The 25,580-nt window shown below is 40.3% G+C and carries 21 protein-coding genes and 9 tRNA genes; 21 read left to right on the forward strand and 9 right to left on the reverse strand.

Annotation, left to right across the window (positions count from 1 at the left end):
• Positions 1 to 126 precede the first annotated feature (126 nt).
• A complete protein-coding gene (locus tag AACV33_RS10400; protein ID WP_017022404.1) occupies positions 127 to 981 on the forward strand; it encodes a co-chaperone YbbN in 855 nt (284 codons plus the stop codon).
• A 24-nt stretch (positions 982 to 1,005) separates the two neighbouring features.
• Here AACV33_RS10400 and cueR read toward each other — a convergent pair whose 3' ends face one another.
• Positions 1,006 to 1,404 carry a Cu(I)-responsive transcriptional regulator gene (gene cueR, locus AACV33_RS10405; RefSeq protein ID WP_012549596.1) on the reverse strand — a complete coding sequence of 133 codons (399 nt, stop codon included), beginning with the start codon at positions 1,402 to 1,404 and terminating at the stop codon, positions 1,006 to 1,008.
• Between the two features lie 87 nt (positions 1,405 to 1,491).
• On the opposite strand from cueR, the gene AACV33_RS10410 reads away from it, so the two are divergent.
• Entirely contained in the window at positions 1,492 to 4,200 is a 2,709-nt protein-coding gene (locus AACV33_RS10410; protein ID WP_182700185.1) for a cation transporter, read from the forward strand.
• Between the two features lie 99 nt (positions 4,201 to 4,299).
• A complete protein-coding gene (locus AACV33_RS10415) occupies positions 4,300 to 4,734 on the forward strand; it encodes a DUF411 domain-containing protein (RefSeq protein WP_012549594.1) in 435 nt (144 codons plus the stop codon).
• A gap of 136 nt (positions 4,735 to 4,870) precedes the next feature.
• Here the strand turns inward: AACV33_RS10415 and AACV33_RS10420 are convergent.
• Positions 4,871 to 4,947 (reverse strand) — tRNA-Pro (locus tag AACV33_RS10420).
• Between the two features lie 182 nt (positions 4,948 to 5,129).
• The gene (gene ushA / locus AACV33_RS10425) at positions 5,130 to 6,791 is read right to left on the reverse strand and encodes a bifunctional UDP-sugar hydrolase/5'-nucleotidase UshA (RefSeq protein WP_023603616.1); all 1,662 of its coding nucleotides are present in this window, start codon (positions 6,789 to 6,791) and stop codon (positions 5,130 to 5,132) included.
• A gap of 421 nt (positions 6,792 to 7,212) precedes the next feature.
• Here ushA and AACV33_RS10430 point away from each other — a divergent pair, with 421 nt between their 5' ends.
• The 5 genes from AACV33_RS10430 (at position 7,213) to cobA (ending at position 14,113) form a co-directional block, all read left to right on the forward strand.
• Positions 7,213 to 9,087: a methyl-accepting chemotaxis protein gene (locus tag AACV33_RS10430; RefSeq protein ID WP_182700186.1), complete on the forward strand. Its 1,875-nt coding sequence runs from the start codon at positions 7,213 to 7,215 to the stop codon at positions 9,085 to 9,087.
• A gap of 292 nt (positions 9,088 to 9,379) precedes the next feature.
• A complete protein-coding gene (nirB, locus tag AACV33_RS10435; protein WP_023603617.1) occupies positions 9,380 to 11,956 on the forward strand; it encodes a nitrite reductase large subunit NirB in 2,577 nt (858 codons plus the stop codon).
• 2 nt (positions 11,957 to 11,958) lie between these two features.
• Entirely contained in the window at positions 11,959 to 12,288 is a 330-nt protein-coding gene (gene nirD / locus AACV33_RS10440; protein ID WP_023603618.1) for a nitrite reductase small subunit NirD, read from the forward strand.
• A gap of 90 nt (positions 12,289 to 12,378) precedes the next feature.
• Positions 12,379 to 13,191 (forward strand): formate/nitrite transporter family protein, encoded by an 813-nt coding sequence (locus AACV33_RS10445; protein WP_023603619.1) that lies wholly within the window; start codon positions 12,379 to 12,381, stop codon positions 13,189 to 13,191.
• A 139-nt stretch (positions 13,192 to 13,330) separates the two neighbouring features.
• Complete coding sequence (cobA, locus tag AACV33_RS10450; RefSeq protein ID WP_182700187.1) at positions 13,331 to 14,113, forward strand: uroporphyrinogen-III C-methyltransferase; 783 nt, start codon at positions 13,331 to 13,333, stop codon at positions 14,111 to 14,113.
• 89 nt (positions 14,114 to 14,202) lie between these two features.
• Here the strand turns inward: cobA and kdsA are convergent, their stop codons facing one another.
• From kdsA to hemA, 6 genes are read right to left on the reverse strand one after another with little or no spacing between them, the layout of a single operon-like run.
• Entirely contained in the window at positions 14,203 to 15,057 is an 855-nt protein-coding gene (gene kdsA, locus AACV33_RS10455; protein WP_012549587.1) for a 3-deoxy-8-phosphooctulonate synthase, read from the reverse strand.
• A gap of 11 nt (positions 15,058 to 15,068) precedes the next feature.
• The gene (locus tag AACV33_RS10460; RefSeq protein WP_182700188.1) at positions 15,069 to 15,878 is read right to left on the reverse strand and encodes a SirB1 family protein; all 810 of its coding nucleotides are present in this window, start codon (positions 15,876 to 15,878) and stop codon (positions 15,069 to 15,071) included.
• A gap of 2 nt (positions 15,879 to 15,880) precedes the next feature.
• Entirely contained in the window at positions 15,881 to 16,261 is a 381-nt protein-coding gene (locus AACV33_RS10465; protein ID WP_182700189.1) for a SirB2 family protein, read from the reverse strand.
• 3 nt (positions 16,262 to 16,264) lie between these two features.
• A complete protein-coding gene (gene prmC / locus AACV33_RS10470) occupies positions 16,265 to 17,131 on the reverse strand; it encodes a peptide chain release factor N(5)-glutamine methyltransferase (protein ID WP_182700190.1) in 867 nt (288 codons plus the stop codon).
• A complete protein-coding gene (gene prfA / locus AACV33_RS10475; RefSeq protein WP_017023119.1) occupies positions 17,131 to 18,219 on the reverse strand; it encodes a peptide chain release factor 1 in 1,089 nt (362 codons plus the stop codon). The genes prmC and prfA overlap by 1 nt, the downstream gene beginning before the upstream one ends.
• A gap of 39 nt (positions 18,220 to 18,258) precedes the next feature.
• Complete coding sequence (gene hemA / locus AACV33_RS10480) at positions 18,259 to 19,515, reverse strand: glutamyl-tRNA reductase (RefSeq protein ID WP_017023118.1); 1,257 nt, start codon at positions 19,513 to 19,515, stop codon at positions 18,259 to 18,261.
• Positions 19,516 to 19,699: 184 nt separating this feature from the next.
• Here hemA and lolB point away from each other — a divergent pair, with 184 nt between their 5' ends.
• The 13 genes from lolB to AACV33_RS10545 all read left to right on the forward strand — a co-directional run bounded on the left by lolB (position 19,700) and on the right by AACV33_RS10545 (position 25,545).
• Complete coding sequence (gene lolB / locus AACV33_RS10485) at positions 19,700 to 20,326, forward strand: lipoprotein insertase outer membrane protein LolB (protein WP_339379722.1); 627 nt, start codon at positions 19,700 to 19,702, stop codon at positions 20,324 to 20,326.
• Complete coding sequence (ispE, locus tag AACV33_RS10490) at positions 20,323 to 21,189, forward strand: 4-(cytidine 5'-diphospho)-2-C-methyl-D-erythritol kinase (protein WP_182700191.1); 867 nt, start codon at positions 20,323 to 20,325, stop codon at positions 21,187 to 21,189. The genes lolB and ispE overlap by 4 nt, the downstream gene beginning before the upstream one ends.
• A 38-nt stretch (positions 21,190 to 21,227) precedes the next feature.
• Entirely contained in the window at positions 21,228 to 22,175 is a 948-nt protein-coding gene (locus AACV33_RS10495; protein WP_023603623.1) for a ribose-phosphate pyrophosphokinase, read from the forward strand.
• 180 nt (positions 22,176 to 22,355) lie between these two features.
• On the forward strand, positions 22,356 to 22,946 hold the full coding sequence (pth, locus tag AACV33_RS10500; RefSeq protein ID WP_182700192.1) for an aminoacyl-tRNA hydrolase: 591 nt from the start codon (positions 22,356 to 22,358) through the stop codon (positions 22,944 to 22,946).
• A 19-nt stretch (positions 22,947 to 22,965) separates the two neighbouring features.
• Positions 22,966 to 24,057 (forward strand): redox-regulated ATPase YchF, encoded by a 1,092-nt coding sequence (gene ychF / locus AACV33_RS10505; protein WP_017023115.1) that lies wholly within the window; start codon positions 22,966 to 22,968, stop codon positions 24,055 to 24,057.
• A gap of 307 nt (positions 24,058 to 24,364) precedes the next feature.
• A tRNA-Met gene (locus AACV33_RS10510) sits at positions 24,365 to 24,441 on the forward strand.
• A gap of 99 nt (positions 24,442 to 24,540) precedes the next feature.
• Positions 24,541 to 24,625: transfer RNA gene (locus AACV33_RS10515), tRNA-Leu, on the forward strand.
• Positions 24,626 to 24,675: 50 nt separating this feature from the next.
• Positions 24,676 to 24,750 (forward strand) — tRNA-Gln (locus tag AACV33_RS10520).
• Between the two features lie 115 nt (positions 24,751 to 24,865).
• Positions 24,866 to 24,950: transfer RNA gene (locus tag AACV33_RS10525), tRNA-Leu, on the forward strand.
• 31 nt (positions 24,951 to 24,981) lie between these two features.
• Positions 24,982 to 25,058 (forward strand) — tRNA-Met (locus AACV33_RS10530).
• Between the two features lie 76 nt (positions 25,059 to 25,134).
• Positions 25,135 to 25,219, forward strand: a tRNA-Leu gene (locus tag AACV33_RS10535).
• Between the two features lie 50 nt (positions 25,220 to 25,269).
• A tRNA-Gln gene (locus AACV33_RS10540) sits at positions 25,270 to 25,344 on the forward strand.
• 116 nt (positions 25,345 to 25,460) lie between these two features.
• Positions 25,461 to 25,545 (forward strand) — tRNA-Leu (locus tag AACV33_RS10545).
• Positions 25,546 to 25,580 lie beyond the last annotated feature (35 nt).

Below are 25,580 nucleotides of genomic sequence, written 5' to 3' on the forward strand. Positions count from 1 at the left end.
CTTACGATAGACAAGCCATTATGCTCAGCATAGTGGTTTTCTTCGTATCTGGCGCCTTGAAAATCTATCCTAAACCCCATATAACTGTATATATCTATATAGAAAATACTATTTTAGGAAAAAACCATGCAGTCAGAACACAGCGTTGAACTTAACGAACAAAACTTCCAACAAATTCTTGAAGGCTCAACCCAGACTCCTGTCTTAATTCACTTCTGGGCACCAATGAGTCAAGAAAGCATTACGGTTATTCCTGCACTACAACAACTTGCTCAGCAATACGGAGACGCTGTTACTCTCGCTTTATTAAACTGCGAAGAACAGCAAGGCCTTGCTCAGCAATTTGGCGTTCAAACGCTTCCAACTATCGCCCTATTTAAAAGTGGCCAAGCCATTGATGGAATGGGTGGCCCCCAATCAATTGATGCAATACAAGGAATGTTAGATAAACACCTGCCAAGCCAAGAAGAATTACAATTAGGCCAAGCATTTAAGTTAGTCGAAGAAGGCAATTACCAAAGCGCTCTCCCTATCCTATTGGCTTTACTTGAACATTTTGGTGGTAATGGTCAAATCAAATTACATATTGCGCAGTGTTACATTGAAACACAATCTTATGAACAAGCTGAAACCATCTTGTCTGAGATATTAATGCAAGATCAAGACAGCAAATACAAAGAACTAATTGCAAAGCTTGAACTGCATAAACAAGCTGGTAATACGCCAGAAATTCAAGCCTTAGAAGATCAATACAAAGCCGATACAACCAATAATGAAATCGCTTTAGAATTGGCAATTCAATACAGCCAAGTTAATCGACAAGAAGAAGCTCTAGATATCTTAATTGCGATTTTATTAAAAGATCTCAATGCTGAAGATGGGCAAGTTAAAAAAACCATGATGGATATCCTGTCTGCTCTTGGTCAAGGTAACCCTATTGCAGGAAAATACCGTCGCCAGTTGTACTCATTACTTTATTAATCAATAGTTGAGAATCGCCTGTTGTTATTTATTATGGCAACAGGTTAATCCTTTGATTATTGGACAATCATGACTTTCATCTCCAGGGCACGCATTAGCAAGTTCTAACAACGTTTGCTTCATCCCTTCTAACTCTTTAATTTTAGCCTCAATTTCTGTCACTTTTTCTAACGTCTTTCTTTTCACATCCGCACTACGACGATTCGGATTATTCGATAAGCTTAATAATTCTTGGCATTCTTCTAGACTAAAACCAACTAGCCTTGAGCGGCGAATGAGTTGCAACTCTTCCACTTGATTTTTAGTGTACTGTCGATAGCCATTTGCACTTCGATTCGCTTCTCTTATTACGCCTTTACTTTCATAAAAACGAATGGCTTTCGTCGTTAATCCCGTTAATTTTGCAACGTCACTAATATTCATTTCTCTTTACTCTACTTTATAGCTTGACCTTCCATTTACTGTAAGGTTTATTCTACATAACATCAAGATTTGTTATCGAGGTTAATTATGAGTCAGAAACTTACCCTACCCCTAGCGGGATTAAATTGTGGTCGTTGTATCGCGAAAGTGGAAAAAGCACTTTCAGAGATCCCGAAGATATCTCATTTCTCGGTAACCAAAACAGAATTAACATTAACGACGACACTCTCTTATGAAGAAATCGCAGAGAATATTACGCAATTAGGCTACTCCGTTCCTGAACCCGAACTCATCACTTTGTACCTAGCAGGATTAAAGTGTGGTAAATGCGTAAATAAAACCACAGACACGTTAAGTACCTTGTCGCATACCTCTATTGAGTCTATTTCAAAAGATAAAATCACGCTAAACACCGTGCACTCTCAAGAAAGCATCATTGAATTAATTGAATCCATCGGTTTTCAAGCAAGCTCTGCCCCCTTTATTCCAGATAGTCCCTCGCCTAAAGAAGAGGTCATTACTCTGAATAAAGAAACACCGACAGATCAAAGCAAAACTGAAAAACAAAAAATAGAAAAAACAACACAATTAATTTTATCAGGAATGACTTGCGCTAGCTGTGTCGCCTCTGTAGAAAAAATAATTTCAGCCGTTGCTAATGTTCAATCTGTCAGTGTTAATTTAGCGGAACGTACCGCTTTAATTTATGGTGATATCAATGCACCTGAACTGATCAAAGCAATAGAAAAAGGCGGTTATGGTGCAGAGATCAGTTTAAGCGAAGAACAACGCCGTAAAAGGCAAAAAGAACAATACCTAAAAACCACCGCAGCACATAAAAGAAATACCATTATGTCGCTCGCAATAGGCGCACCATTGATGCTTTGGGGGGTATTTGGTGGCAACATGCAAATAACAACCGTTAACGACCAACTTGCTTGGGGACTCATTGGGCTTATTTGTTTAGGTTTATTACTTACCGCTGGGAAACATTTTTTTGTTAATGCCTGGAAAGCATTTACTCATCACAGAGCGACAATGGATACGTTAGTGTCTCTTGGTACTGGTTCAGCTTGGCTCTACTCTATGGCACTGGTGATCTATCCTGCATTTTTCCCAGAGCAAGCACGTCATGTTTATTTTGAAGCCACCGCAATGATCTTAGGCTTAATTACGCTCGGAAATCTAATCGAAACCAAAGCTCGTAATCGCACATCAAATGCCATCGAAAAGCTGCTCAATCTTCAGCCTCAAACAGCTACGGTTATCCAAGATGGAAAAGAAGTAGAGTTGCCAGTGGCACTAGTAACGAAAGGGATGATCATTAAAATTAAACCGGGAGAGAAAATCCCCGTTGATGGTTCGATCATCAGCGGTGAAAGCTATTTAGATGAAGCCATGCTTACTGGAGAGCCTCTTCCTTGTTTAAAAATAAAAGACGATGTTGTGCATGCAGGAACCATCAATCAACAGGGTAGCTTTACCTTCACAGCAACGAATGTCGGTGAACATACTATGCTTGCTCGGATCATTGCCATGGTACGTAACGCGCAAAGTAGCAAACCAAAATTGGCTAAGCTCGCGGACAAAATCTCATCCGTATTTGTCCCAAGCGTTATGATCATCGCCATTTTTTCGGCTTTACTTTGGTATAACTTTGGTCCAGAACCAACATCGAGCTACATGCTTGTTGTTGCTACAACGGTACTCATCATTGCCTGCCCTTGTGCTTTAGGTCTTGCAACACCAATGTCAGTGACTGTTGGTGTCGGTAAAGCCGCTGAGTTTGGGGCATTAATAAAAGACGCTGACGTTTTACAAACAGCAAGTCATATCGATACTGTGGTGGTTGATAAAACGGGCACATTAACAGAAGGGAAACCCACGGTCAGTAAAGTGACAAGCTTTGCGGCTTACAATGAAAAAGACATCATTTCATTCGCAGCAGCAATCGAAAGTCACTCTGAACACCCACTCGCTCATGCAGTAATGGCATATCTCAATCAGCACTCATGGGATTTAGTCACCAGTACACAGTTTAATGCTCAATTAGGCCTAGGAGCTTCTGCAAACATTGCTGGCGATACTGTGTTCATAGGAAATACCTCTTATTTATTAAACAATGAGATTGCCACTCCTGACGTTGAATTATCTCCTGCATCAACGCCTCTCTTTGTGGCAATAAATAAAGAATGTATTGGTATTATTGAAGTAAGTGATGCAATTCGACCCGATTCAAAACTTGCTGTAGCCCAATTTACTCAACTCGGTATTAATGTCGTAATGCTAACGGGTGATCGCAAAGAAACCGCCGATTATGTGGCCCAACAGCTCGGAATAACTCATGTTGTTTCGGGTGTATTACCCGATGGAAAAGCTCAGACAATAAAAGACTTACAAGCTCAAGGAAAGAAAGTAGCTATGATTGGGGATGGCATTAATGATGCCCCAGCGTTAGCTCAGGCAGAAGTAGGGATTGCGATGGGCAATGGCAGTGATGTCGCGATTGAAAGCGCTCAATTGACCTTAATACGACACTCACTGCTTACAGCCGTTAATGCGATTGAGCTTTCAAGAGCAACCATTACAAATATGAAACAGAACTTATTCGGTGCCTTTATTTATAATGCGATAGGCATTCCTATTGCTGCCGGTATTCTTTTTCCATTTACTGGAATGTTACTCAGTCCTGTTGTAGCTGGAGCAGCGATGGCACTTTCTTCTATTACCGTTGTATCCAATGCAAATAGATTACGACTTTTTAAATCTCAGTTTTCAAACGAACATACTGACTAGGAGCTTTACATGATTAATTTGCTTGGAGTCATACTTATTATTGCCATTATTTATTGGTTTTGGCTTTCACCACATTCAAAATAACCTTAGGACACAATAATGAAATTATTTAAACTCACTTTTGCATCATTGCTTTTCTTAACAACATCCGCTTACGCTTCTACCGAAGTCATGACTTATAAATCACCATATTGTGGTTGTTGCTCTGAATGGGTAGAGCACATGGAAGATAACGGTTTCACGGTAAAGATTGAAGATCATGAAGACATGAATCCAATCAAAGAGAAACTAGGTGTAGAGCCACGCCTCGCATCATGTCATACCGCGGTTATTGATGGTTACGTATTTGAAGGGCATATACCAGCAGAGGATATTAAACAATTTCTAGCAGAACCAAGAGATTTTAAAGGATTAGCGGTTCCTGGAATGCCAATGGGATCACCAGGGATGGAATATGGCGATAAAAAAGACACATACCAAGTTATCGCATTTAAAGAGAATGGCAAATTGGCAATATTCAATACTCATAATTAAAATCTAAGCAATTGATAAATAAAGCCATGTTGAGTTGATTAACATGGCTTTTTGTTATTTAGCACGACTTAGCTTGTTTTTTAAATGCATCAGACGTAAAAAAGCCGCATCATTTCTGATGCGGCTTTTTTGAAGGTGGTCGGTGAAGAGGGATTCGAACCCCCGACCCTCTGGTCCCAAACCAGATGCGCTACCAAGCTGCGCTATTCACCGAGCCGTTGAACAAAGGACTGTGTCCGTGTCAACGAGGGCTATAATACTGCTCAGGATTTTTTTGACAAGTATTATTTTAACTTTTTAATTTGTTCGGTCATTTATTCAGCAAAGACGTTGAATTTACAACTAAATCCCCTCAGTAAATAACAATCTGAGGGGATCAGTTTACTTTTTATCTATTACTTATAAACAATCTCACCACGTGGTGCGAATTCATTCACATCAATTGGGCTATTTGTTTCTAAAAACTCTTTTAATACTTCGGCATCAACAAAGCCCGTATTTACATAACCCGAATGATCCGACACTTTAGGGTAACCATCACCACCCGCGGCGTTGTAGCTTGGAATAGTAAAACGGTACGTTTTGTCTAAACGCAATTGCTTACCACCAATGAATACGTTAGATACTTTACCGGCTTCAACGGTCATTTTAATACCTGCGAACTGAGCGTAGGCACCAGAATCGATTGGTTTAGTCGCCACCACATTTAGGTAATCTAATACTTCAGCGCCATTCATATCAACATAACTAACAATATTACCAAATGGCTGCACCGTTAGAACATCTTTATAAGTAACATCACCCATTTCAATCGAATCACGTACACCACCCGAATTCATTACCGCAAAATCGGCTTTTGCACGAACCATGTGAGAAGTCGCAATTAAACGCCCAAGGTTAGTCTGCTCAAAACGAACCACATTACGGTCGCCTTCTAACTTTCCATTCGTTTCTGCAATTTTCACATTCAACTGGCCTTGACCTTTTTCTTGGTAAGGCGTTAGGAAAGCCAATAACTCAGGATCTTGCACAATTTCATCTTGAATAAAGACACGCTCACTTTTGCCATCAACTTTTATTTTCTTCTTCAAGTTAACCGGGATTAGGTTATAACTCACCATTTCCAATTCACCATTACGGAATTCAAAATCAGCACGACCTACGTACTTGCCCCATTCATGAGCTTGAACGATCCAAGTGCCATTTTGTTGATCAGGTTGGCATTCGTCACCAGGCTTAAAGTTTTGTTTAACAACGTTCGCCCCTTCCATACAAACAGGCTCTTGTGAGTGGCCACCCACAATCATATCCAACTCACCTAATTCAAGAGAACGAGCAAGTGCTACATCACCTGGTGCATTAATACCACGTTGACCATTTTCATAGTGACCCATGTGAGTAACTGCAAAAATAAGATCGGGTTTTTCTGATTCATTCAGTTCAGCAATGACTTTCTTTGCTTCTTCTTTTGGATCTCGGAAATCAATACCACCGATGTATTCAGGGTTACCAATTTTAGCCGTGTCTTCTGTCGTGAAACCAATAACCGCAATTTTAATGCCTTGCTTTTCAAAAATCTCGTAAGCTTGATACATGCGCTCACCAGTTTCTTTATCATAAATGTTGGCAGACAGCATTGGGAATTTAGCCCAATCTATTTGCTTTTGAAGCACATCTAATGGGTTATCAAATTCATGGTTACCTAATGCAATCGCATCATATCCAATTTTATTCATGCCTTTAAAATCAGGCTCTGCATCTTGTAAATCAGACTCAGGTACACCGGTATTAATATCACCACCAGAAAGAAGTAAAACACTCCCCCCTTCAGCTTGAACATCGGCACGTAATTCATCAATCAACGTCTTACGCGCTGCCATACCGTACTCACCATATTTATTTTGCCAAAAGCGGCCATGGTTATCGTTAGTATGTAGCACAGTTAACTTATACGTAGTGTCTTCTTGCCACGCATGTTCAGACGTTGTAGCGCAACCAGCCAATGTAGTAAGTAATGCGGCAGCAATCGCTGTTTTAAGAGAAAGACGTTCCATCATGTTTCACCATTTAAATTCAAGGGAATAAGTTAGATCAAAAAAGGGAAAACCACTTTAATAATCAAATAACCTGACCGAGTTTAAAAGAATTGCTTTTCACTCTCACATTGATCTCATAAATATGTCTATTGGATCACTAAAAATGGCTAATAAATAAGTAAAAAAAGGTAAACGCTAGAGAAATTTTAAATTTTAAACCAACGCAATCGTTCACTTTGATGGTTTTTAATTCAACGGTTTACCATCACTTCAAATCGCTTTCCGTTTAAGCTTAAAAATATAATCACTTCTTTATGTACTTTAAATAAAAAAAACCATCAAGTTATTTCATTTTTGCCCGATACCATATACATAAATGTACAAATAGATAATAAAAATAGAAATTTAATATATAAAATTTCACTACAATTTGGATGATATAATGAAATTAAAACATAAATTAATCGGGGCCAGTCTACTTGCTGTTATCGTGACTGCTGCGGCGTTAACATGGCTCGCGTCAAATCAGTTGTTTGAACAAACTCGAAATGGCGTTTATTCTCGAGCTGAAAGTGTGACATCTTCTGCCACTACCGGAATTTCTAATTGGATTTCAATTAAAGCTGAAATTGCGCATGCTATTAATGACTACACTCAAGAAGATGACGTGGTCTCTTTTTTACAGTTAAGCCGTAAAGCGGGTGGTTTTGATGATATTTTCTTTGGTACACCTCAAGGGGATATGTACCGCTCTCATCCTGAAAGAAATCGTGCCGATTACGATCCTCGTCAACGCCCTTGGTATCAAGAAGCTCAACGAGAAAACAAACAAATCATTACTTCCGCCTATCAAGATGCCATTACTCAATCTCTTCTGGTAACCATTGCTGAACCAGTTTATAAGAATGGTCAATTTCTTGGTGTTGTCGGTGCCGATGTACTAATTGACCAACTAATTGACGATGTCATCAGCCTAGATGCAGGTAAAGATACCATCACAATGTTAATTGATAGCGATGGCACTTTCTTAGCGCATCCAAATACGTCGCTTATCAAAAAAGAAGTAAATCGTTATTTCTCGGGTATGACGCCTCAAAGTATTCAAGAATCCATGAATTCAAAAACCATTGAATTCGCAGAAATCAACGGCAGTAATAAGCTGGTTTATTTTGCAAAAGTACCTAATACAAAATGGACATTTGCCGTTGAAATGACACAAGCAACAGAAGAAGCTGCACACAGCGCACTCCTTCGTGAAATCATCCTGCTTAGCATTGTATTAACAGTCATTGTTGCTATCGGTGTAACCACCTTGGTTAACGTCCTATTTAGAGATCTACTTCGAGTATCTGATGCGCTTGCTGAAATTTCATCAGGTGAAGGGGATTTAACTCAACGTTTAGTTCCAAACAGTAATGATGAAGTTGGCCAACTTGCTATCAACTTCAATACCTTTGTAGGCAATATGCACTCAATGGTGTGTCGCTTACGTGACATATCACTTACGTTAGCTAACCAAGCCAATTTAACCGCAGAAAGTGCTGAAGAACGTAATGTTCGAATCCAACATCAAATGGATGAGATCAACATGGTTGCAACCGCAATTAATGAGATGGCAGCTGCGACTCAAGAAATTGCAAGCAACGCAGACAATACTGCTCAAACGGCTGAACAAACCGTTAGTGCTTCAAACCATGGTGCTGAGCAAGTAAGTCAAAGCCAACATTCAATTGATAACTTGGCAAAAGAAGTAGAAACCGCAACACAAGTTATCGGCGAATTGCATCACAACGCACAAAACATCAATACGATCCTATCCACCATTCAAAACATTGCAGAACAAACGAACTTACTCGCACTCAATGCCGCAATAGAAGCGGCACGTGCCGGTGAACAAGGTCGTGGTTTTGCCGTTGTTGCTGATGAAGTTCGAATTTTAAGTCAACGTACACACGCGTCGACTCAAGAAATTCAACAAATGATAGAGACATTGCAAGGCACAACTCAAAAAGCGGTTGGCATCATGGAAGACAGCCAAAATCTAGCCAACACCAGTGTTGAAGATGCACAATCAGCCTCTGCTAGTTTGCTTCAAATTACAAATTCAGTGACATTAATTAGCGACATGGCGGCTCAAATTGCAGCGGCGGCTGAAGAGCAATCATCGGTTACAGAAGAAATTACACGTAACACCGAAGCGGTTCGTGATGTATCAAATGAATTAACAACCGAAACACAACAATCGGTTATTCAAGCATCACAATTATCTGAATTATCAAACGAACTAAAACAAGAAATAGACAGATTTAAACTGTAACTTCTTACTTACTTCGTCAAAAGACAGAATATATTTTTATATTCTGTCTTTTTTTTTCAGAAAAAATCGATTAATGAACAGATAAATACCGCACAAAACACCTTTTTTTGTAATAAAACTACGCACACCATCTACGTGCCACACACAAGCTGTTGAATTATAAATAAAAGTAACCACAAAAACACCGACACTACTACTTTGGAGTAGTTTTATTTCGTAATTGATCTACATCATATCGACATATCCATTCATAATTCATCATATATCTATACCAAATATAATAGGATTCCTTATGAGCAAGATGAAACTAGTCATCATCGGTAATGGCATGGTCGGTCATCGCTACATCGAAGATTTAGTAGAGAAAACTGATGTTCAAAACATGGATATCACCGTGTTCTGTGAAGAACCACGTGTCGCTTATGACCGTGTTCACCTCTCTTCTTACTTTTCTCACCACACCGCTGATGAGCTCTCTCTTGTAAAAGAAGGATTCTATGACAAACACGGTATCAACGTATTAATCGGCGAACGCGCTATTAATATTAACCGTGAAAACAAAATTGTATATTCAAGCACTGGTCGTGAAATCCAATACGACAAACTCGTCCTTGCTACGGGCTCTTTCCCATTCGTACCGCCAATCAAAGGCAACGAAAGCAAAGACTGTTTTGTTTACCGTACTATTGAAGATCTTAAATCAATCGAAGCCACGGCGAAAAAAAGTAAAAGCGGTGTTGTTATCGGTGGTGGCCTCCTTGGTCTTGAAGCGGCTGGCGCATTAAAAGCACTTGGCGTAACAACTCATGTTGTCGAATTTGCACCCGTATTAATGGCTGAGCAACTTGACTTACAAGGTGGCTTACAACTTCGTAATAAAATTGAACGCATGGGTGTTCAAGTTCATACCGGTAAAAACACATTAGAAATAGCACCTGAAGGCACAGAAGCACGTAATGTAATGCGTTTTGCTGATGGTACAGAGCTTGAGACTGACTTCATTGTCTTCTCTGCTGGCATCCGCCCTCAAGATAAGCTTGCTCGCCAAATGGAGCTTGATATCGCTCCTCGTGGTGGTATTGCGATTAACAACAACTGCCAAACTTCAGATGAACACATCTACGCGATTGGTGAATGTGCGTCATGGAATCAAACTTTCTATGGTCTTGTCGCTCCAGGCTACAAAATGGCAACCGTTGCAGTTGATCACTTAGTTGGTAACGACAGTACGTTTGAAGGCGCTGACATGAGCGCAAAACTAAAACTTCTTGGTGTGAAGGTTGGCTCTATTGGGGATGCAAACGGTCGTACTCCTGGTTGTAAGAGCTACGTTTACCAAAACGAAGAAGACGAAGTTTATAAACGCATTATCGTATCTGAAGATGGTAAGAAACTACTTGGCGCAGTAATGGTTGGTGATACTTCAGATTACGGCGATCTACTTCAGCTTAAACTGAACGACATTGATTTACCTGATCACCCCGACCTTCTTATTCTTCCAGCTCACGCTGGTGCAGAAAAGCCGTCTTTAGGCGCAGACTCTCTGCCTGAAACTGCCGTGATTTGTTCATGTTTTGATGTAACGAAAGGCAAAATTGCCCAAGCAGTTGCAGATGGCAATCACACAATGGCTGAAATTAAAGCGGTGACTGGCGCTGGTACAGGTTGTGGCGGTTGTCTTCCTCTTGTCGCATCCGTTCTTAATGCTGAATTGGCAAAATCAGGCATCGAAGTTAAAAACGACGTTTGTGAGCACTTTGCTTATTCTCGCCAAGAATTATTCCACCTAATTCGCATCGAAGAAATCAAAACATTCGATGAACTATTAGAGAAATACGGTAAAGGTTACGGCTGTGAAGTGTGTAAACCACTAGCGGGATCTATTCTTGCTTCTTGTTGGGGTGAGCACATTCTTAAACCCGCATTGGTTAAACTGCACGATACCAACGATAACTTCCTAGGTAACATTCAAAAAGATGGCACTTACTCTGTCATTCCACGTATGGCTGGCGGTGAAGTCACACCACAAGCACTAGGTGCATTAGCGGCCGTTGCTGCTGAATATAATCTTTATACTAAAATTACAGGTGCTCAACGTATCGGTCTATTCGGTGCTCAAAAAGACGATCTTCCAACAATTTGGAAAAAACTCATTGAAGCAGGTTATGAGACAGGACAAGCTTACGGTAAAGCTTTACGTATGGCTAAGACGTGTGTTGGTTCAACATGGTGTCGTTACGGTGTTCAAGACTCTGTAGGCTTGGGCGTCACACTTGAGAATCGCTACAAAGGTATCCGTACTCCTCATAAAATGAAATTTGGTGTCTCGGGTTGTACTCGTGAGTGTGCAGAAGCACAAGGTAAAGATTTAGGCATTATTGCAACAGATGCAGGTTGGAACATGTACGTGTGTGGTAATGGGGGGATGAAACCTCGCCATGCTGACTTATTGGCAACGGATCTAGACCAAGAAACGCTGATTAAATACATCGACCGTTTCATGATGTTCTACATTCGAACAGCCGCTCCACTGCAACGTACCTCTGTATGGATGGATAACCTTGAGGGTGGCGTTGATTATTTACGTGAAGTAATTGTCGATAATAAGCTTGGCATTAACGACCAACTTGAAACCGATGTTGCATCACTGATTAATAACTTCAGCTGTGAATGGACTGACACCATTAACGATGAAGCTCAACTAAAACGTTTCTCCCACTTCATTAACTCTGAAGAACGCGATGATAATGTTGTGTTTGTTTCTGATGGCCGTGAACAACACCGCCCTGCAACGTACACAGAAAAAAATCCAAACGCGAAAGGCGATATCTTGCATGTTGCTCTAACTGACACAAGTGTGGAGAAATAATCATGACGACTAAATTCCAAAAAATCTGTCCACTAGATGACATCATTCCAGGTACAGGCGTTTGTGCATTAGTTAACGGTGAACAAGTGGCGATATTTCGTCCGAACGCTGATGACAAAGTGTTTGCCATCAGTAATCGTGACCCATTTGCAAACTCTAACGTATTGTCTCGCGGCCTTACCGTTCAACACCAAGGCGAACTTTGGGTTGCAAGCCCATTAAAAAAACAACGCTTTAACCTTACTACTGGGGTTTGTATGGAAGACGAACGCTTTAACGTAAAAGCGTATAGCGTTCGAGTCATCAAAAACACTGTAGAAATCGCAGCATAAACTGAGATTCGATAGTTCAAGGGTTTCTAGCCTCATCTGGAAGCCCTTTCCTATCTAATTTTAATCTTTAACTTTTAATAAGGGACTCTTATGTCTTATGTAAAACCTGCTGAATTAGTTCAAACGATGATCGATGTTGGCGAAGCAAAAGTAAAAACATCAAGTCGTGATCTTCTTTTACGTGGCACGATGGCCGGTATCATCCTCTCTCTTGCTGTTGTCGTTGCGATTACAACAATTGTGCAAACCGGTGTTGGTATTGTTGGTGCTTTAGTCTTCCCTGTCGGTTTTTGTATTCTAAGTCTTATGGGCTACGACTTATTAACGGGTGTTTTTGGTCTTGCACCACTTGCTAAGTTTGATAACCGTCCTGGCATCACTTGGGGTCGAATCTTCAGAACATGGGGATGGGTTGGTCTTGGAAACCTAATTGGTTCTCTACTTGTTGCTTTTCTTATTGCACTTGTTTTTACTATGAACTTTAGTGTTGAAGCGGGCGCGGTAGGTCAAAAGTTCATCGCCGCTGCAACAAGTCGTACTATGGGCTACGCCGCACATGGTATGGATGGTTGGATCACCGTATTTGTCAAAGCAATTCTTTGTAACCTAATGGTATGTTTAGGCGTTATCGGCAATATGACGGCTCGCTCTGTTGCAGGTAAGATTGCGGCAATGTGGCTTCCAATCTTTATTTTCTTTGCATTAGTATTTGAACACGCCGTAGTTAACATGTTCCTATTTCCATTAGGTATGATGCTAGGTGCTGATTTCACTATTATGGATTGGTTAAACTGGAACTTAATCCCAACGCTGCTTGGTAACCTTGTAGGTGGCCTTTTATTTACGTGTATTCCTCTGTACCTAACACACGCGAAAACAGCACCATCATTGGATCTTAAATAACAGTAAAATAGTCATCACATTTGTTATAACTCATTCAAATAAAATCACTCTTGATCAGGTATTAAGGGTGATTTTTTTTATCGACTCTTACATAATGGAGTCAGCGTCAATATTCATCATATTATTCTGGAACCCTATTATGCCAAGTATTCAAGCTCAGTCTGAGCAAAAAAAACAAAACGGATTTGTTTCTCTTGTTGGTGCAGGTCCTGGTGATGCCGATCTCTTAACCGTAAAAGGTTACCGCTTAATACAACAAGCCGATGTGGTTGTGTATGATCGCCTTGTCTCTAAAGAAATCTTAGCGCTCGCAAATAATACTGCTGAAATGATTTATGTCGGTAAGAAACTCGATTTTCATTTCGTCCCTCAAGACAAAATTAATCAAATATTGGTTGATAAAGCCCAAGAAGGTAAACACGTTGTTCGCCTTAAAGGCGGAGATTCCTTTATCTTTGGCCGTGGCGGTGAAGAATTAGAAACGCTTGCAGAAAATGGGGTTCGATTTGAAGTCGTTCCTGGTATTACAGCCGCAGCAGGCGCGACCTCTTATGCAGGGATCCCACTAACACATCGAGACCATGCTCAAAGCGTGCAATTTATTACGGCTCATGTCCAAAAAGATGGGGCTGAAATTGAATGGGATGCATTGGTTCGTTCAAACAACACGCTGGTATTTTATATGGGACTAAAACAATCTTCTCATATTTCAACTCAGCTGATCGAGCACGGTTTAGCTGCGGATACCCCTTGCGCTATTATTGAACGAGGTACGACTCAAAAACAAAAAGTCTTTACTGGTACTATTTCAGAATTAGCTCAAATGGCAAAAAATGCGACTAGTCCTTCTTTAATTGTCGTCGGTAGCGTAACTACATTGCATCATAAATTAGATTGGTTTACCCCAACAAATGCTGAGTAATGAATAAATAAGTAAGCACGCCCTATTCTAAATATAAAAAAGCCCAAGAAAATCTCTTGGGCTTTTTTATTTATAGACTCGCAACAATATTATTTAATATCGATGTGCTCAAAGCCTTTAATTAAGTCATCTAACGCTTTCATTTGTTTTAAGAAAGGTTCTAGTTGATCTAATGGTAATGCAGAAGGACCGTCACACAATGCTTTATCTGGCGTTGGGTGAGCTTCAATAAATAACCCAGCAATACCCGTCGCTAAACCTGCTTTAGCAAGTTCAACCGTTTGTGAACGACGACCACCAGATGCTTTACCACTTGGATCGCGATTCTGTAAAGAATGCGTCACATCAAAAATGATTGGGCTGCCATTTGATACTTTTTTCATCACACCAAAGCCAAGCATATCAACCACTAGGTTGTCATAACCCATGCATGAACCACGCTCACAAAGAATGATATTTTCATTACCACACTCAGCAAACTTATCAACAATATTGCCGACTTGATCAGGGCTCATGAATTGTGGCTTTTTCACGTTAATGACAGCACCCGTTCTAGCCATTGTCTCAACTAAATCAGTTTGACGAGCAAGGAAAGCAGGAAGTTGAATAACGTCCACTACATCAGCAACAGGTTGAGCTTGTGCCTCTGTATGAATATCTGTAATGATTTTCACACCAAACGTATCTTTCAATTCTTGAAAAATCTTTAGACCTTCTTCCATACCAGGACCACGGTACGAATGAACTGACGAACGGTTTGCTTTATCAAAAGACGCTTTAAATACGTATGGGATGCCTAATCGATCAGTGATCTCTACGTAAGTCTCACACATGCGCATAGCCAAATCACGAGACTCTAATACATTCATACCTGCAAATAAGGTAAACGGCTTATCATTTGCTACATCGATATTGCCAATTTTTACTGTTTTTTGATTTTGCATTATCTTCACTCTTAATGGAGAACGGTAGGGTGTTGTTCTAATAATTGAACTTGCTCTTTCATCATCAAGGTCGATGGATCATTAGGGCACTGTTCAATAAAATAGATTAAATCGGTTTTCGCTACATCATTACAGTGTAGCTGTTGATAGATTAAGCCTCTATCACGAATTTCAAAAGGATCATCGGGCACAACATTCAATGCGAGATCACTGCAAGTTAAAGCAAATGAAAATTTACGCTCTCTAATGCATGCCGTTTTAATCACCGCTAATAAACGGCCGACTAATGTTGGATTGTCTATTTTCTCTAAATGTATCGGTAAGATCTCAGCCAATGGTCCACCATAGCCAATTAGCCATGCCGTCATTAAATGCGTACTAACATATTGTCCATCAAAAGGGTTTAAGTAACGGGGTGCTTGATTTGGCCATTCAACCTGTAACACTAACTGAGTGGGGAAATTAATCGCACTCACAGGTAAATTCACATACTGACAAATATGTAAAAAAATCGCCCCTAACGTTACCGGGATCCCTTTTTTACTTTCAAGCACATGATCAATGAACGCATTCTCTGAATTAAAATACGTATAAACATCACCTTGGTAGCCCCACTCAACATAAAACAGTTGAATTAATCGCTCTAAACGCTGCTCATCAGTTGGTTCGTGAACAAGCATTTGCTCTGCTTCAATACACATTTCTCGCAGTTTAATATCAACACGCTGTCTTTGTATATCTGGATTAATGGCTAAATTTAGAGCTAATGCACCTTCAACAAGGCTAAGGTCTTCTAAATTTTCATCAAGCAACTGAAACATATTTACCCCAGAAATGTTGCTTTCGTCATCGCAATATTAGCTGCAACCATTAACCAACCTAATGCGCCAAGGAAGGCAAATGTTTTAAATACTTTGTTTTTACTGTTTCCTAGAGTGACAAACCCCAGAGCGATATAAACCAAAACACAAGTCAATTTCTCAGTTAACCAAGGAGCCGCACCTGTAAATGGAATGAATCCAGTAATAAAAATAAGTGCAACGCCACTTAATAGCATTGCTGTATCAACAACGTGAGGCACACGTTTAAAAAAAGCTTTATTACGAAGAGCGGAATCAACCATCATTAACGCATAACGAACGATAAATAATAGTACGCTACAAGCGATCATAAATAAGTGAATGTGTTTAACAGCGGTATACATGAATTATCCTTTATTCTCTGTGTTTGTGATCCACTGACCTAATGTAACTCGATCATTGCCAGCGTAATCTTGTTCTGTTTTAACATTAATGAAGCCATATTCTTCAAAGTAATCACGTAATTGCTTACCTTGTTCAAAGCCATGTTCCATTAATAACCAACCGTTCTCAATTAAATGAGTACGACTGTGCTCCATAATATGGATTAAGTCCGCAAAACCTTCTTTCTCAGCAACCAAAGCGGTTTGAGGTTCGAACCGTACATCACCTTGAGACAAATGGGGATCATTCCCATCAATATAAGGCGGGTTACTCACAATAATAGAAAACTGTTCATCCATTCTAATCGGATCAAACCAACTTCCCTGACGAAATTCAGTGTTCAATATATTGTTATCTTTGGCATTATCTTTCGCTAACGCAACCGCGTCATATTGATAATCAACACCAATAACACACATATCAGGCATTTCAGAGGCGATAGCTAATGCAATGGCTCCTGTTCCCGTCCCCAAATCCAACACCTTTTCAGATGATTTCGATAGGTGCTCTAACGCAACTTCTACCAAACGTTCCGTATCAGGACGAGGAATTAATGTTGTTGGCGAGACTTTTAACGGTAATGACCAAAACTCTCGATAACCAATAATGTAAGCGATTGGTTCACCAGAAAGGCGTCGAGATAATAATGATTCAAATGCATTGTATTCGGTTTCAGCGACGAGCTTTTCAGGCCAAGTAAGTAAGTAGCTTCTTGGCTTATCTAAAACATGACACAGCAATACAGCAGCATCAACTTGAGGAGAATCACTCCCCTCAAGTTTCAGCAATTGAATTGAACGCATTAATAGCGCTTCAATAGAAATGCTCATTAGTTTTGTTCAGCTAAAGCCGCTAGTTGGTCAGCTTGATATTCTAATACGACAGGTTCAATCAGCGCCGCTAGATCCCCTTCCATCACTTCATTCAAACGGTAGATAGTCAGGTTAATACGGTGATCAGATACGCGACCTTGTGGGTAGTTATACGTACGAATACGGTCTGAACGGTCACCCGAACCTAATAAATTACGACGCGTATCAGAAACAACTGCGGCACGACGAGCTTCTTCAGCTTGAATAATACGAGCAGCAAGAACAGACATCGCTTTGGCTTTGTTTTTATGCTGTGAACGCTCATCTTGACACTCTACAACGGTACCCGTTGGTAAGTGAGTAATACGAATAGCGGAATCGGTGGTGTTAACGTGCTGACCACCAGCCCCTGATGAACGGAAAGTATCAATTTTCAAATCAGATGATTTAATCTCAGGTAAATCCGCTTCTGGAATTTCAGCCATTACAGCAATGGTACACGCTGAAGTATGTACACGGCCTTGCGATTCAGTTTCTGGTACACGTTGAACTCGGTGACCACCTGATTCGAACTTCATTGTGCCATAAACACCTTCACCGCTTACTTTTGCGATCATCTCTTTAAAGCCGCCTTGCTCAGAACCATGTGAACTCATGACCTCAACACGCCACCCTTTTTTCTCAGCAAAACGAGAATACATACGGAAAAGGTTCCCCGCAAAAATACCCGCTTCATCACCACCAGCACCGGCACGAATCTCTAAGAAACAGTTACGTTCATCATTTGGATCTTTTGGAATAAGAAGCACTTGTAATTCATCCGTTAGACGTTCACTTGCTTCTTTCGCTTCTTTAATTTCGTCTTGCGCCATTTCACGCATTTCAGCATCGTCTTCTTGTGCCATTTCTTGAGCAGCAACAAGATCTTCTTGTACTTTTTCATACGCTTGGAAGCATTGTGTTACTTCTTCCAGTTGAGAGTATTCACGAGATAACGCACGGAATTTATTTTGATCACCAATAACACCTGGATCCCCCAATAAATGCTGTACTTCTTCATAACGCTCAACCAGCGTTTCCAATTTTACTCGAATTGATGCTTTCATATTATAATTGATTCTTTATGTTGGTAGCAGAAGCTACACTTAGTTGTCTAGACCAATACTGGTACGGATCACAGCAAGTTTGTCCGGCTCACCATTTTTGGCGGCCTGCTGCATCGCAAGTGTTGGTGCATGAATGAGTTTATTCGTTAATTTATTGCTTAATTCTGCTAAAACTTTTTCTGCATTTTGACCAGAAGCTAGGGCCTGAATACTTTTTTGCAATAATTCGATACGAATAGATTCTGAATTCTCTCGGTATTGGCGAATACTGTTAACAGCTTGACGGGAGCGTATCCACGTCATAAACCCTGCACTTTCTTCACTGACTATCGCTTCAGCTTGAATCGCTTCAATTTTTCGTTGTTCAATATTATGGTCAATGATCGATTTAAGATCATCAACTGAATACAAGTAGACGTCATTAAGATCCGCGACTTCACTTTCGATATCACGCGGAACCGCAATATCCACAAATAACATAGGTTGGTGTCTGCGCTGTTTTAGTGCGCTTTCAACCATTCCTTTACCGATAATAGGTAACGGACTGGCGGTTGAGCTAATAATGATATCCGCTTTAGAAAGGTGTTCAGGGATCTCGGGCAGACTGATCACATCAGCATTAAATTGGTCGGCTAATATCATGGCTCTTTCGCGAGTTCTATTCGCCACAATCAATTGTTTACAGCCAGCATCATTTAAATGTTTCGCCACTAATTCAATGGTTTCTCCTGCTCCAACCAACATGACAGTTGATTCAGCAAGAGACTCAAATATTTGTCGAGCTAATGTACACGCTGCATAAGCAACAGACACCGCATTACCACCAATATTCGTTTCAGTACGGACTCGTTTAGCGACTGAAAAGTCACTTTGAAATAATTTTTCAACGACACCTTCAACCGCATTGTGTTCTCTAGCATCAGCAAACGCTTTTTTTACTTGCCCAAGAATTTGAGGCTCTCCGAGAACCAAAGAATCTAAACCACAAGACACTCGCATAAGGTGCTTAACGGCGGCTTGTTCTTCATAGATATAAATACTCGGCATGAGTAAATCTAATGCCACATGATGAAATTCAGCGAGCCAATTGATGACGTAGCCACTGCTAATGCCTAATTTCACTTCACAGTAGATTTCAGTGCGATTACAGGTCGATAAAATTACGCCACTTTTAATTGCATCACTGTTTTTTAATTCATCTAGCGCTTTGGTTAATTTATCAGGAGAAAAGGCAACTTTCTCACGCAAATCAACTGAGGCTGAAGTATGATTAATTCCAATAACAAGCAATGACATTCGGCAAACAAGACCAATTTAGAAAAATAACAAGGGCGGATTTTACTTGATGAAGCCGAATTTTAAAAGGCATCAGAGCTTCTACATCGAAAATTAGTGATATTTAACCTACTTATTGTGTAAATCTTGATACCCAAACAATCAATGGATTTGATACAATCCTATAATCTGTCTCGAATTAACAGTGAGTTCTTTATTTATGCTACGCCGTCCTCTTTCTTTTTTTGCTTCCGTTTTCTTTCTGCTGTTTTTTCTCAGCGCTTGTTCTACGACCCCACTAACCCCACAACAGTCAATTAATTGGAATAAACATCAATCTAATATTGGGCAATTAACTCAGTATAAAGTGACAGGGAAAATTGGATATCAAGACCCAGAACAACGCCACAGTCTCAACTTCCAATGGACTCAAAAAGAAGATAACAGTCAATTATTGCTCACCACATTTCTTGGGCAAACCATAATGAAACTGACGTTATCCAAAAATAAAGCCACCATTGAAACCGGCGATGGTAAGAAATTTGAAGGTAATGACCCAGGACGCTTATTATACGGATTAACGGGCATGACAATTCCTATCGCCTACCTAAGTGATTGGCTTAAAGGGTTACCAACCTCTGCCGATGCATTTGAACTCAATGAATTAAATACTGTAGAGCACCTATCAAAACAAATCAGTCAAACCAATTGGCATCTTAGATATAACAGCTATATCGAAACCAATGGGTTATTGCTGCCAAATTCAATGAAATTGACACAAAAAGACACCGCAATAAAAATCATTGCTTCAAATTGGATTATATCTCAATGATAACGACAGCAACTCGCTGGCCTTCTCCAGCTAAACTCAATTTATTCCTGTATATCAATGGGCAGCATGATAATGGTTATCATGAATTACAAACCCTTTTTCAATTTATCGATCTTTGTGATCACCTAACGATTACCCCTAACGATTCAGGAGAGATCACGCTTTCTCCTCCGATTCCAGGTGTAGAGACAAAAGATAATTTAATCTGGAAAGCAGCAACGCAGTTACAAGAACACACTCAATGTTCTCTTGGTGCTCATATTGAACTAGAAAAAATATTACCTATTGGCGGTGGCATTGGCGGTGGTTCATCGAATGCAGCGACAACATTAGTTGCACTTAATTTCTTATGGGGTCTAAATCTCACTAATAAAGAACTGGCCGATTTAGGGGTCACTCTAGGCGCTGACGTTCCTATTTTTGTTCATGGTTTTTCCGCCTTTGCTGAGGGTATTGGTGAAAAATTACAACCAGCCACCCCTAAAGAGTTATGGTACATATTAATAAAACCAGAAGTGAGTATCGCAACTGTCGATGTATTCACTCACCCAGAATTGATTAGAAATACACCAAAACAGCCACTTAACGTACTTTTAAGTGCCTCTTACGAAAACGATTGCGAAAAAATTGTCAGAAGAGTGTATCCAGAGGTTGATTACCAACTTTCATGGCTGTTAGAATATGCACCATCAAGATTGACTGGAACAGGCGCTTGTGTTTTCGCTGAGTTTATTAACGAAAAAGAAGCACAACACGTTTTTTCATTAATTCCTGATAACGCAACTGGATTTATCACCCGAGGTAGAAATACTTCACCACTCAACCAAGCGTTGGAAGAGTATAAATCATTATGCAACATATAAAATTCTCACAATTTGGACGCAACCCTGAGGTTTCCACCGTGCCTGACATGAAGCTATTTACTGGTAATGCAACTCCTGAACTTGCCCAACGTATCGCCGAACGATTATACATTTCACTTGGCGACGCTACTGTAGATCGTTTTTCGGACGGTGAAGTAGCCGTTCAAATTAACGAAAACGTACGTGGTAGTGATGTATTCATTATCCAGTCTACGTGTGCTCCTACTAATGACAACATCATGGAATTAGTAGTAATGATCGATGCACTTCGCCGTGCTTCTGCAGGTCGTATTACTGCGGTAATTCCTTACTTTGGCTATGCTCGTCAAGACCGTCGTGTACGTTCTGCTCGTGTACCAATCACTGCAAAAGTTATTGCTGATATGCTTTCAAACGTTGGTGTTGACCGCGTTTTAACTATCGACTTACACGCTGAACAAATTCAAGGTTTCTTCGACGTACCAGTAGATAACATCTTCGGTACTCCAGTATTACTTGATGATATGCGTACTCGTGGTTTAGAAAACCCTGTTGTTGTTTCTCCTGATTTAGGTGGTGTTGTACGTGCTCGTGCTACTGCTAAAGCATTAGGTGATGTAGACATCGCTATCGTTGATAAGCGTCGTCCACGTGCTAACGTTTCAGAAGTAATGAACCTTATTGGTGATGTTGACGGCCGTGACTGTGTTATCGTTGATGACATGATCGATACCGGCGGCACATTATGTAAAGCAGCTGAAGCACTGAAAGAACGCGGCGCAAAACGTGTATTCGCTTACGCAACTCACGCTGTTTTCTCTGGCACTGCTGCACATAACATTGCAAACTCAGTGATAGACCAAGTCGTTGTCACGGATTCAATCCCTCTATCTAAAGAGATGGCAGCGACAGGCAAAGTAACTGAACTAAGCCTATCTCGTATGCTAGCCGAAGCAATTCGTCGCATTAGCAACGAAGAGTCTATATCGGCAATGTTTGATCACTAATTTCAAACAAAAACAATATCCAAACGCCCTGCTATTGCGGGGCGTTTTTGTATTTGGAATTCTTGTGGTAATATGGCGCGCCTTTTTAATGGTGCATACTAATATCATTAATTGTCTTTAGCTCTCAGCGCTAAACAAGTTCATTAATCATATTAGTATCCAAGATAGAGAGATAATTCTTTGAATAATCAGATCAAACTTCTTGTTGGACTAGCAAACCCCGGCCTTGAGTACAAAAGAACTCGCCATAATGCTGGGGCATGGGTAGTTGAAGAACTCGCTCGCATTCATAATATTCCAATGCGTGAAGAAGCTAAGTTTTTTGGATTAACAGGTCGAATTCAAACCAATGGTCAGGATCTTCGATTACTAATCCCTACAACATTTATGAACTTATCAGGAAAAGCGATTGCTTCGATTGCTAAGTTTTACCAAATAAAACCAGAAGAGATCCTCGTCGCTCATGATGAATTAGATCTTCCTCCTGGTGTTGCTAAATTTAAAAAAGGTGGCGGACATGGTGGCCATAATGGTCTTCGTGACACCATTAGTAAATTAGCGAATACGAAAGAGTTTTATCGCCTTCGTATTGGCATTGGTCATCCTGGCCATAAAGACAAAGTTGCCGGTTTTGTATTAGGGAAAGCGCCGACTAAAGAGCAAGAGTTGATCGATGCAGCAGTAGATGAATCTACTCGTTGCTTAGATATCTTACTTAAAGACGGACTAAGTAAAGCACAAAATCGTTTACACACATTCAAAGCTGAATAACAAAGATAAGGTTTACATCATGGGTTTTAAATGCGGAATCGTTGGTCTTCCAAACGTTGGTAAATCAACACTGTTTAACGCACTAACTAAAGCTGGAATCGAAGCAGCAAACTTCCCTTTCTGTACTATTGAACCAAACACCGGTGTGGTTCCTGTTCCTGATCTACGTTTAGATGCATTAGCTAAAATCGTAAATCCAGAACGTGTTCTTCCTACTACAATGGAATTTGTAGATATTGCTGGTTTAGTTGCGGGCGCATCTAAAGGTGAAGGTCTAGGTAACAAATTCCTTGCTAACATCCGAGAAACTGATGCGATTGGTCATGTTGTTCGTTGTTTTGAAGATGACAATATCATTCACGTTGCTGGTAAAATATCACCAATTGAAGACATTGAAATTATCAATCTTGAGCTTGCTCTTGCCGATTTAGATTCATGTGAACGTGCGATCTTGCGTCAAGCGAAAAAAGCAAAAGGCGGCGATCAAACGGCTAAGTTTGAAATTTCAGTACTTGAAAAGCTATTACCTGTTTTTACAGAAGGTGGCATGGCTCGTACTGTTGAACTTTCAAAAGAAGAAGTTGCTGCGGTTTCTTACCTTAACTTCCTAACGTTAAAACCAACAATGTATATTGCTAACGTTGCTGAAGATGGTTTTGAAAATAATCCATTCTTAGATCTTGTTCGTGATTATGCAGCAGCAGAAAACAACGTAGTTGTTGCAGTATGTGCTGCGATTGAATCAGAACTGTCTGAACTTGACGACGAAGATCGTGAAGAATTCTTTGCTGATATGGGCATTGAAGAGCCAGGTCTAAACCGTGTAATTCGTTCTGGTTATGATCTACTTGCTCTGCAGACATATTTTACGGCTGGCGTTAAAGAAGTTCGCGCTTGGACTATTCCTGTTGGAGCTACGGCACCACAAGCGGCAGGTAAGATCCACACTGACTTTGAAAAAGGCTTTATTCGTGCAGAAGTTGTAGGTTACGACAACTTTATTGAATTTAGCGGTGAGAGTGGCGCTAAAGAAGCCGGTAAATGGCGTCTAGAAGGTAAAGATTACATCGTTAAAGATGGTGATGTTGTACATTTCCGCTTCAACGTATAATAAAAAAGGCCAGCATATTTGCTGGCCTTTTTATTAGTCGCCTAGATTTCAACCACTTAAATGATTTTAATCCCTAGTAATACAGCAACACTCACTTCTTGTTTTCCATCCTTATTCTTATTCTTTTGTTCTTATTCGCTCTGATTTGCATATAAAAAGCACGCTTTGATTAAAATCCGTTCGAACACACAAAGATTTTATGTTTTTTTCAAAAAAGTGTTGACGCATAAGCCTCAGATACGCATAATGCGCTCCGTCCTCACCGCTAAGGCGAATGAGAGATGAGAAAGAAATAAAGAAACAATTTGGCTACTTAGCTCAGCTGGTTAGAGCACATCACTCATAATGATGGGGTCACAGGTTCAAATCCCGTAGTAGCCACCATACAACTTTTAATTGATTTACCAATCGTCGATTAAAATATAGAATATCTACTCTTTGCAGATTAAGTGGCGATTACCCTTAATAATCAAATAGCAGAACGCGGACGTGGCGGAATTGGTAGACGCACCAGATTTAGGTTCTGGCGCCGTAAGGTGTGAGAGTTCAAGTCTCTCCGTCCGCACCATATTTAAAGATGTGTTATCTTAGTTTAATCACTAACGTAATCTTCTCTGTTGGGATATCGCCAAGCGGTAAGGCACCGGCTTTTGATGCCGGCATTCCCTGGTTCAAATCCAGGTATCCCAACCACTATCTACATAATTGATGCAACCTGATTGATTATGACAACGTTAGAAAGACTCTCCAATTCGTCTTCTAACTATAAAAATTTCTACTCTTTGTTTTAATTAACAACTAGAAGAACGCGGACGTGGCGGAATTGGTAGACGCACCAGATTTAGGTTCTGGCGCCGTAAGGTGTGAGAGTTCAAGTCTCTCCGTCCGCACCATATTTTGATTGTTTTATTAAAAACAATCGTTGGCTACTTAGCTCAGCTGGTTAGAGCACATCACTCATAATGATGGGGTCACAGGTTCAAATCCCGTAGTAGCCACCATACAACTTTTAATTGGTTTACCATTCACCGATTAAAATACGAAATATCTATAACTTGCTTAAGCGAGTTATAGAACGCGGACGTGGCGGAATTGGTAGACGCACCAGATTTAGGTTCTGGCGCCGTAAGGTGTGAGAGTTCAAGTCTCTCCGTCCGCACCATATTTAAAGATGTATTATCTTAGTTTAATCACTAACGTAATCTTCTCTGTTGGGATATCGCCAAGCGGTAAGGCACCGGCTTTTGATGCCGGCATTCCCTGGTTCAAATCCAGGTATCCCAACCACTATTTACATAATTGATACAACCTGATTAGTTATGACAACGTTAGAAAGACTCTCCAATTCGTCTTCTAACTATAAAAAATTTCTACTCTTTGTTTTAATTAACAACTAGAAGAACGCGGACGTGGCGGAATTGGTAGACGCACCAGATTTAGGTTCTGGCGCCGTAAGGTGTGAGAGTTCAAGTCTCTCCGTCCGCACCATATTTAAAGATGTATTATCTTAGTTTAATCACTAA

This window comes from Aliivibrio sp. SR45-2 (assembly GCF_963890165.1).
Taxonomy (GTDB): domain Bacteria; phylum Pseudomonadota; class Gammaproteobacteria; order Enterobacterales; family Vibrionaceae; genus Aliivibrio; species Aliivibrio salmonicida.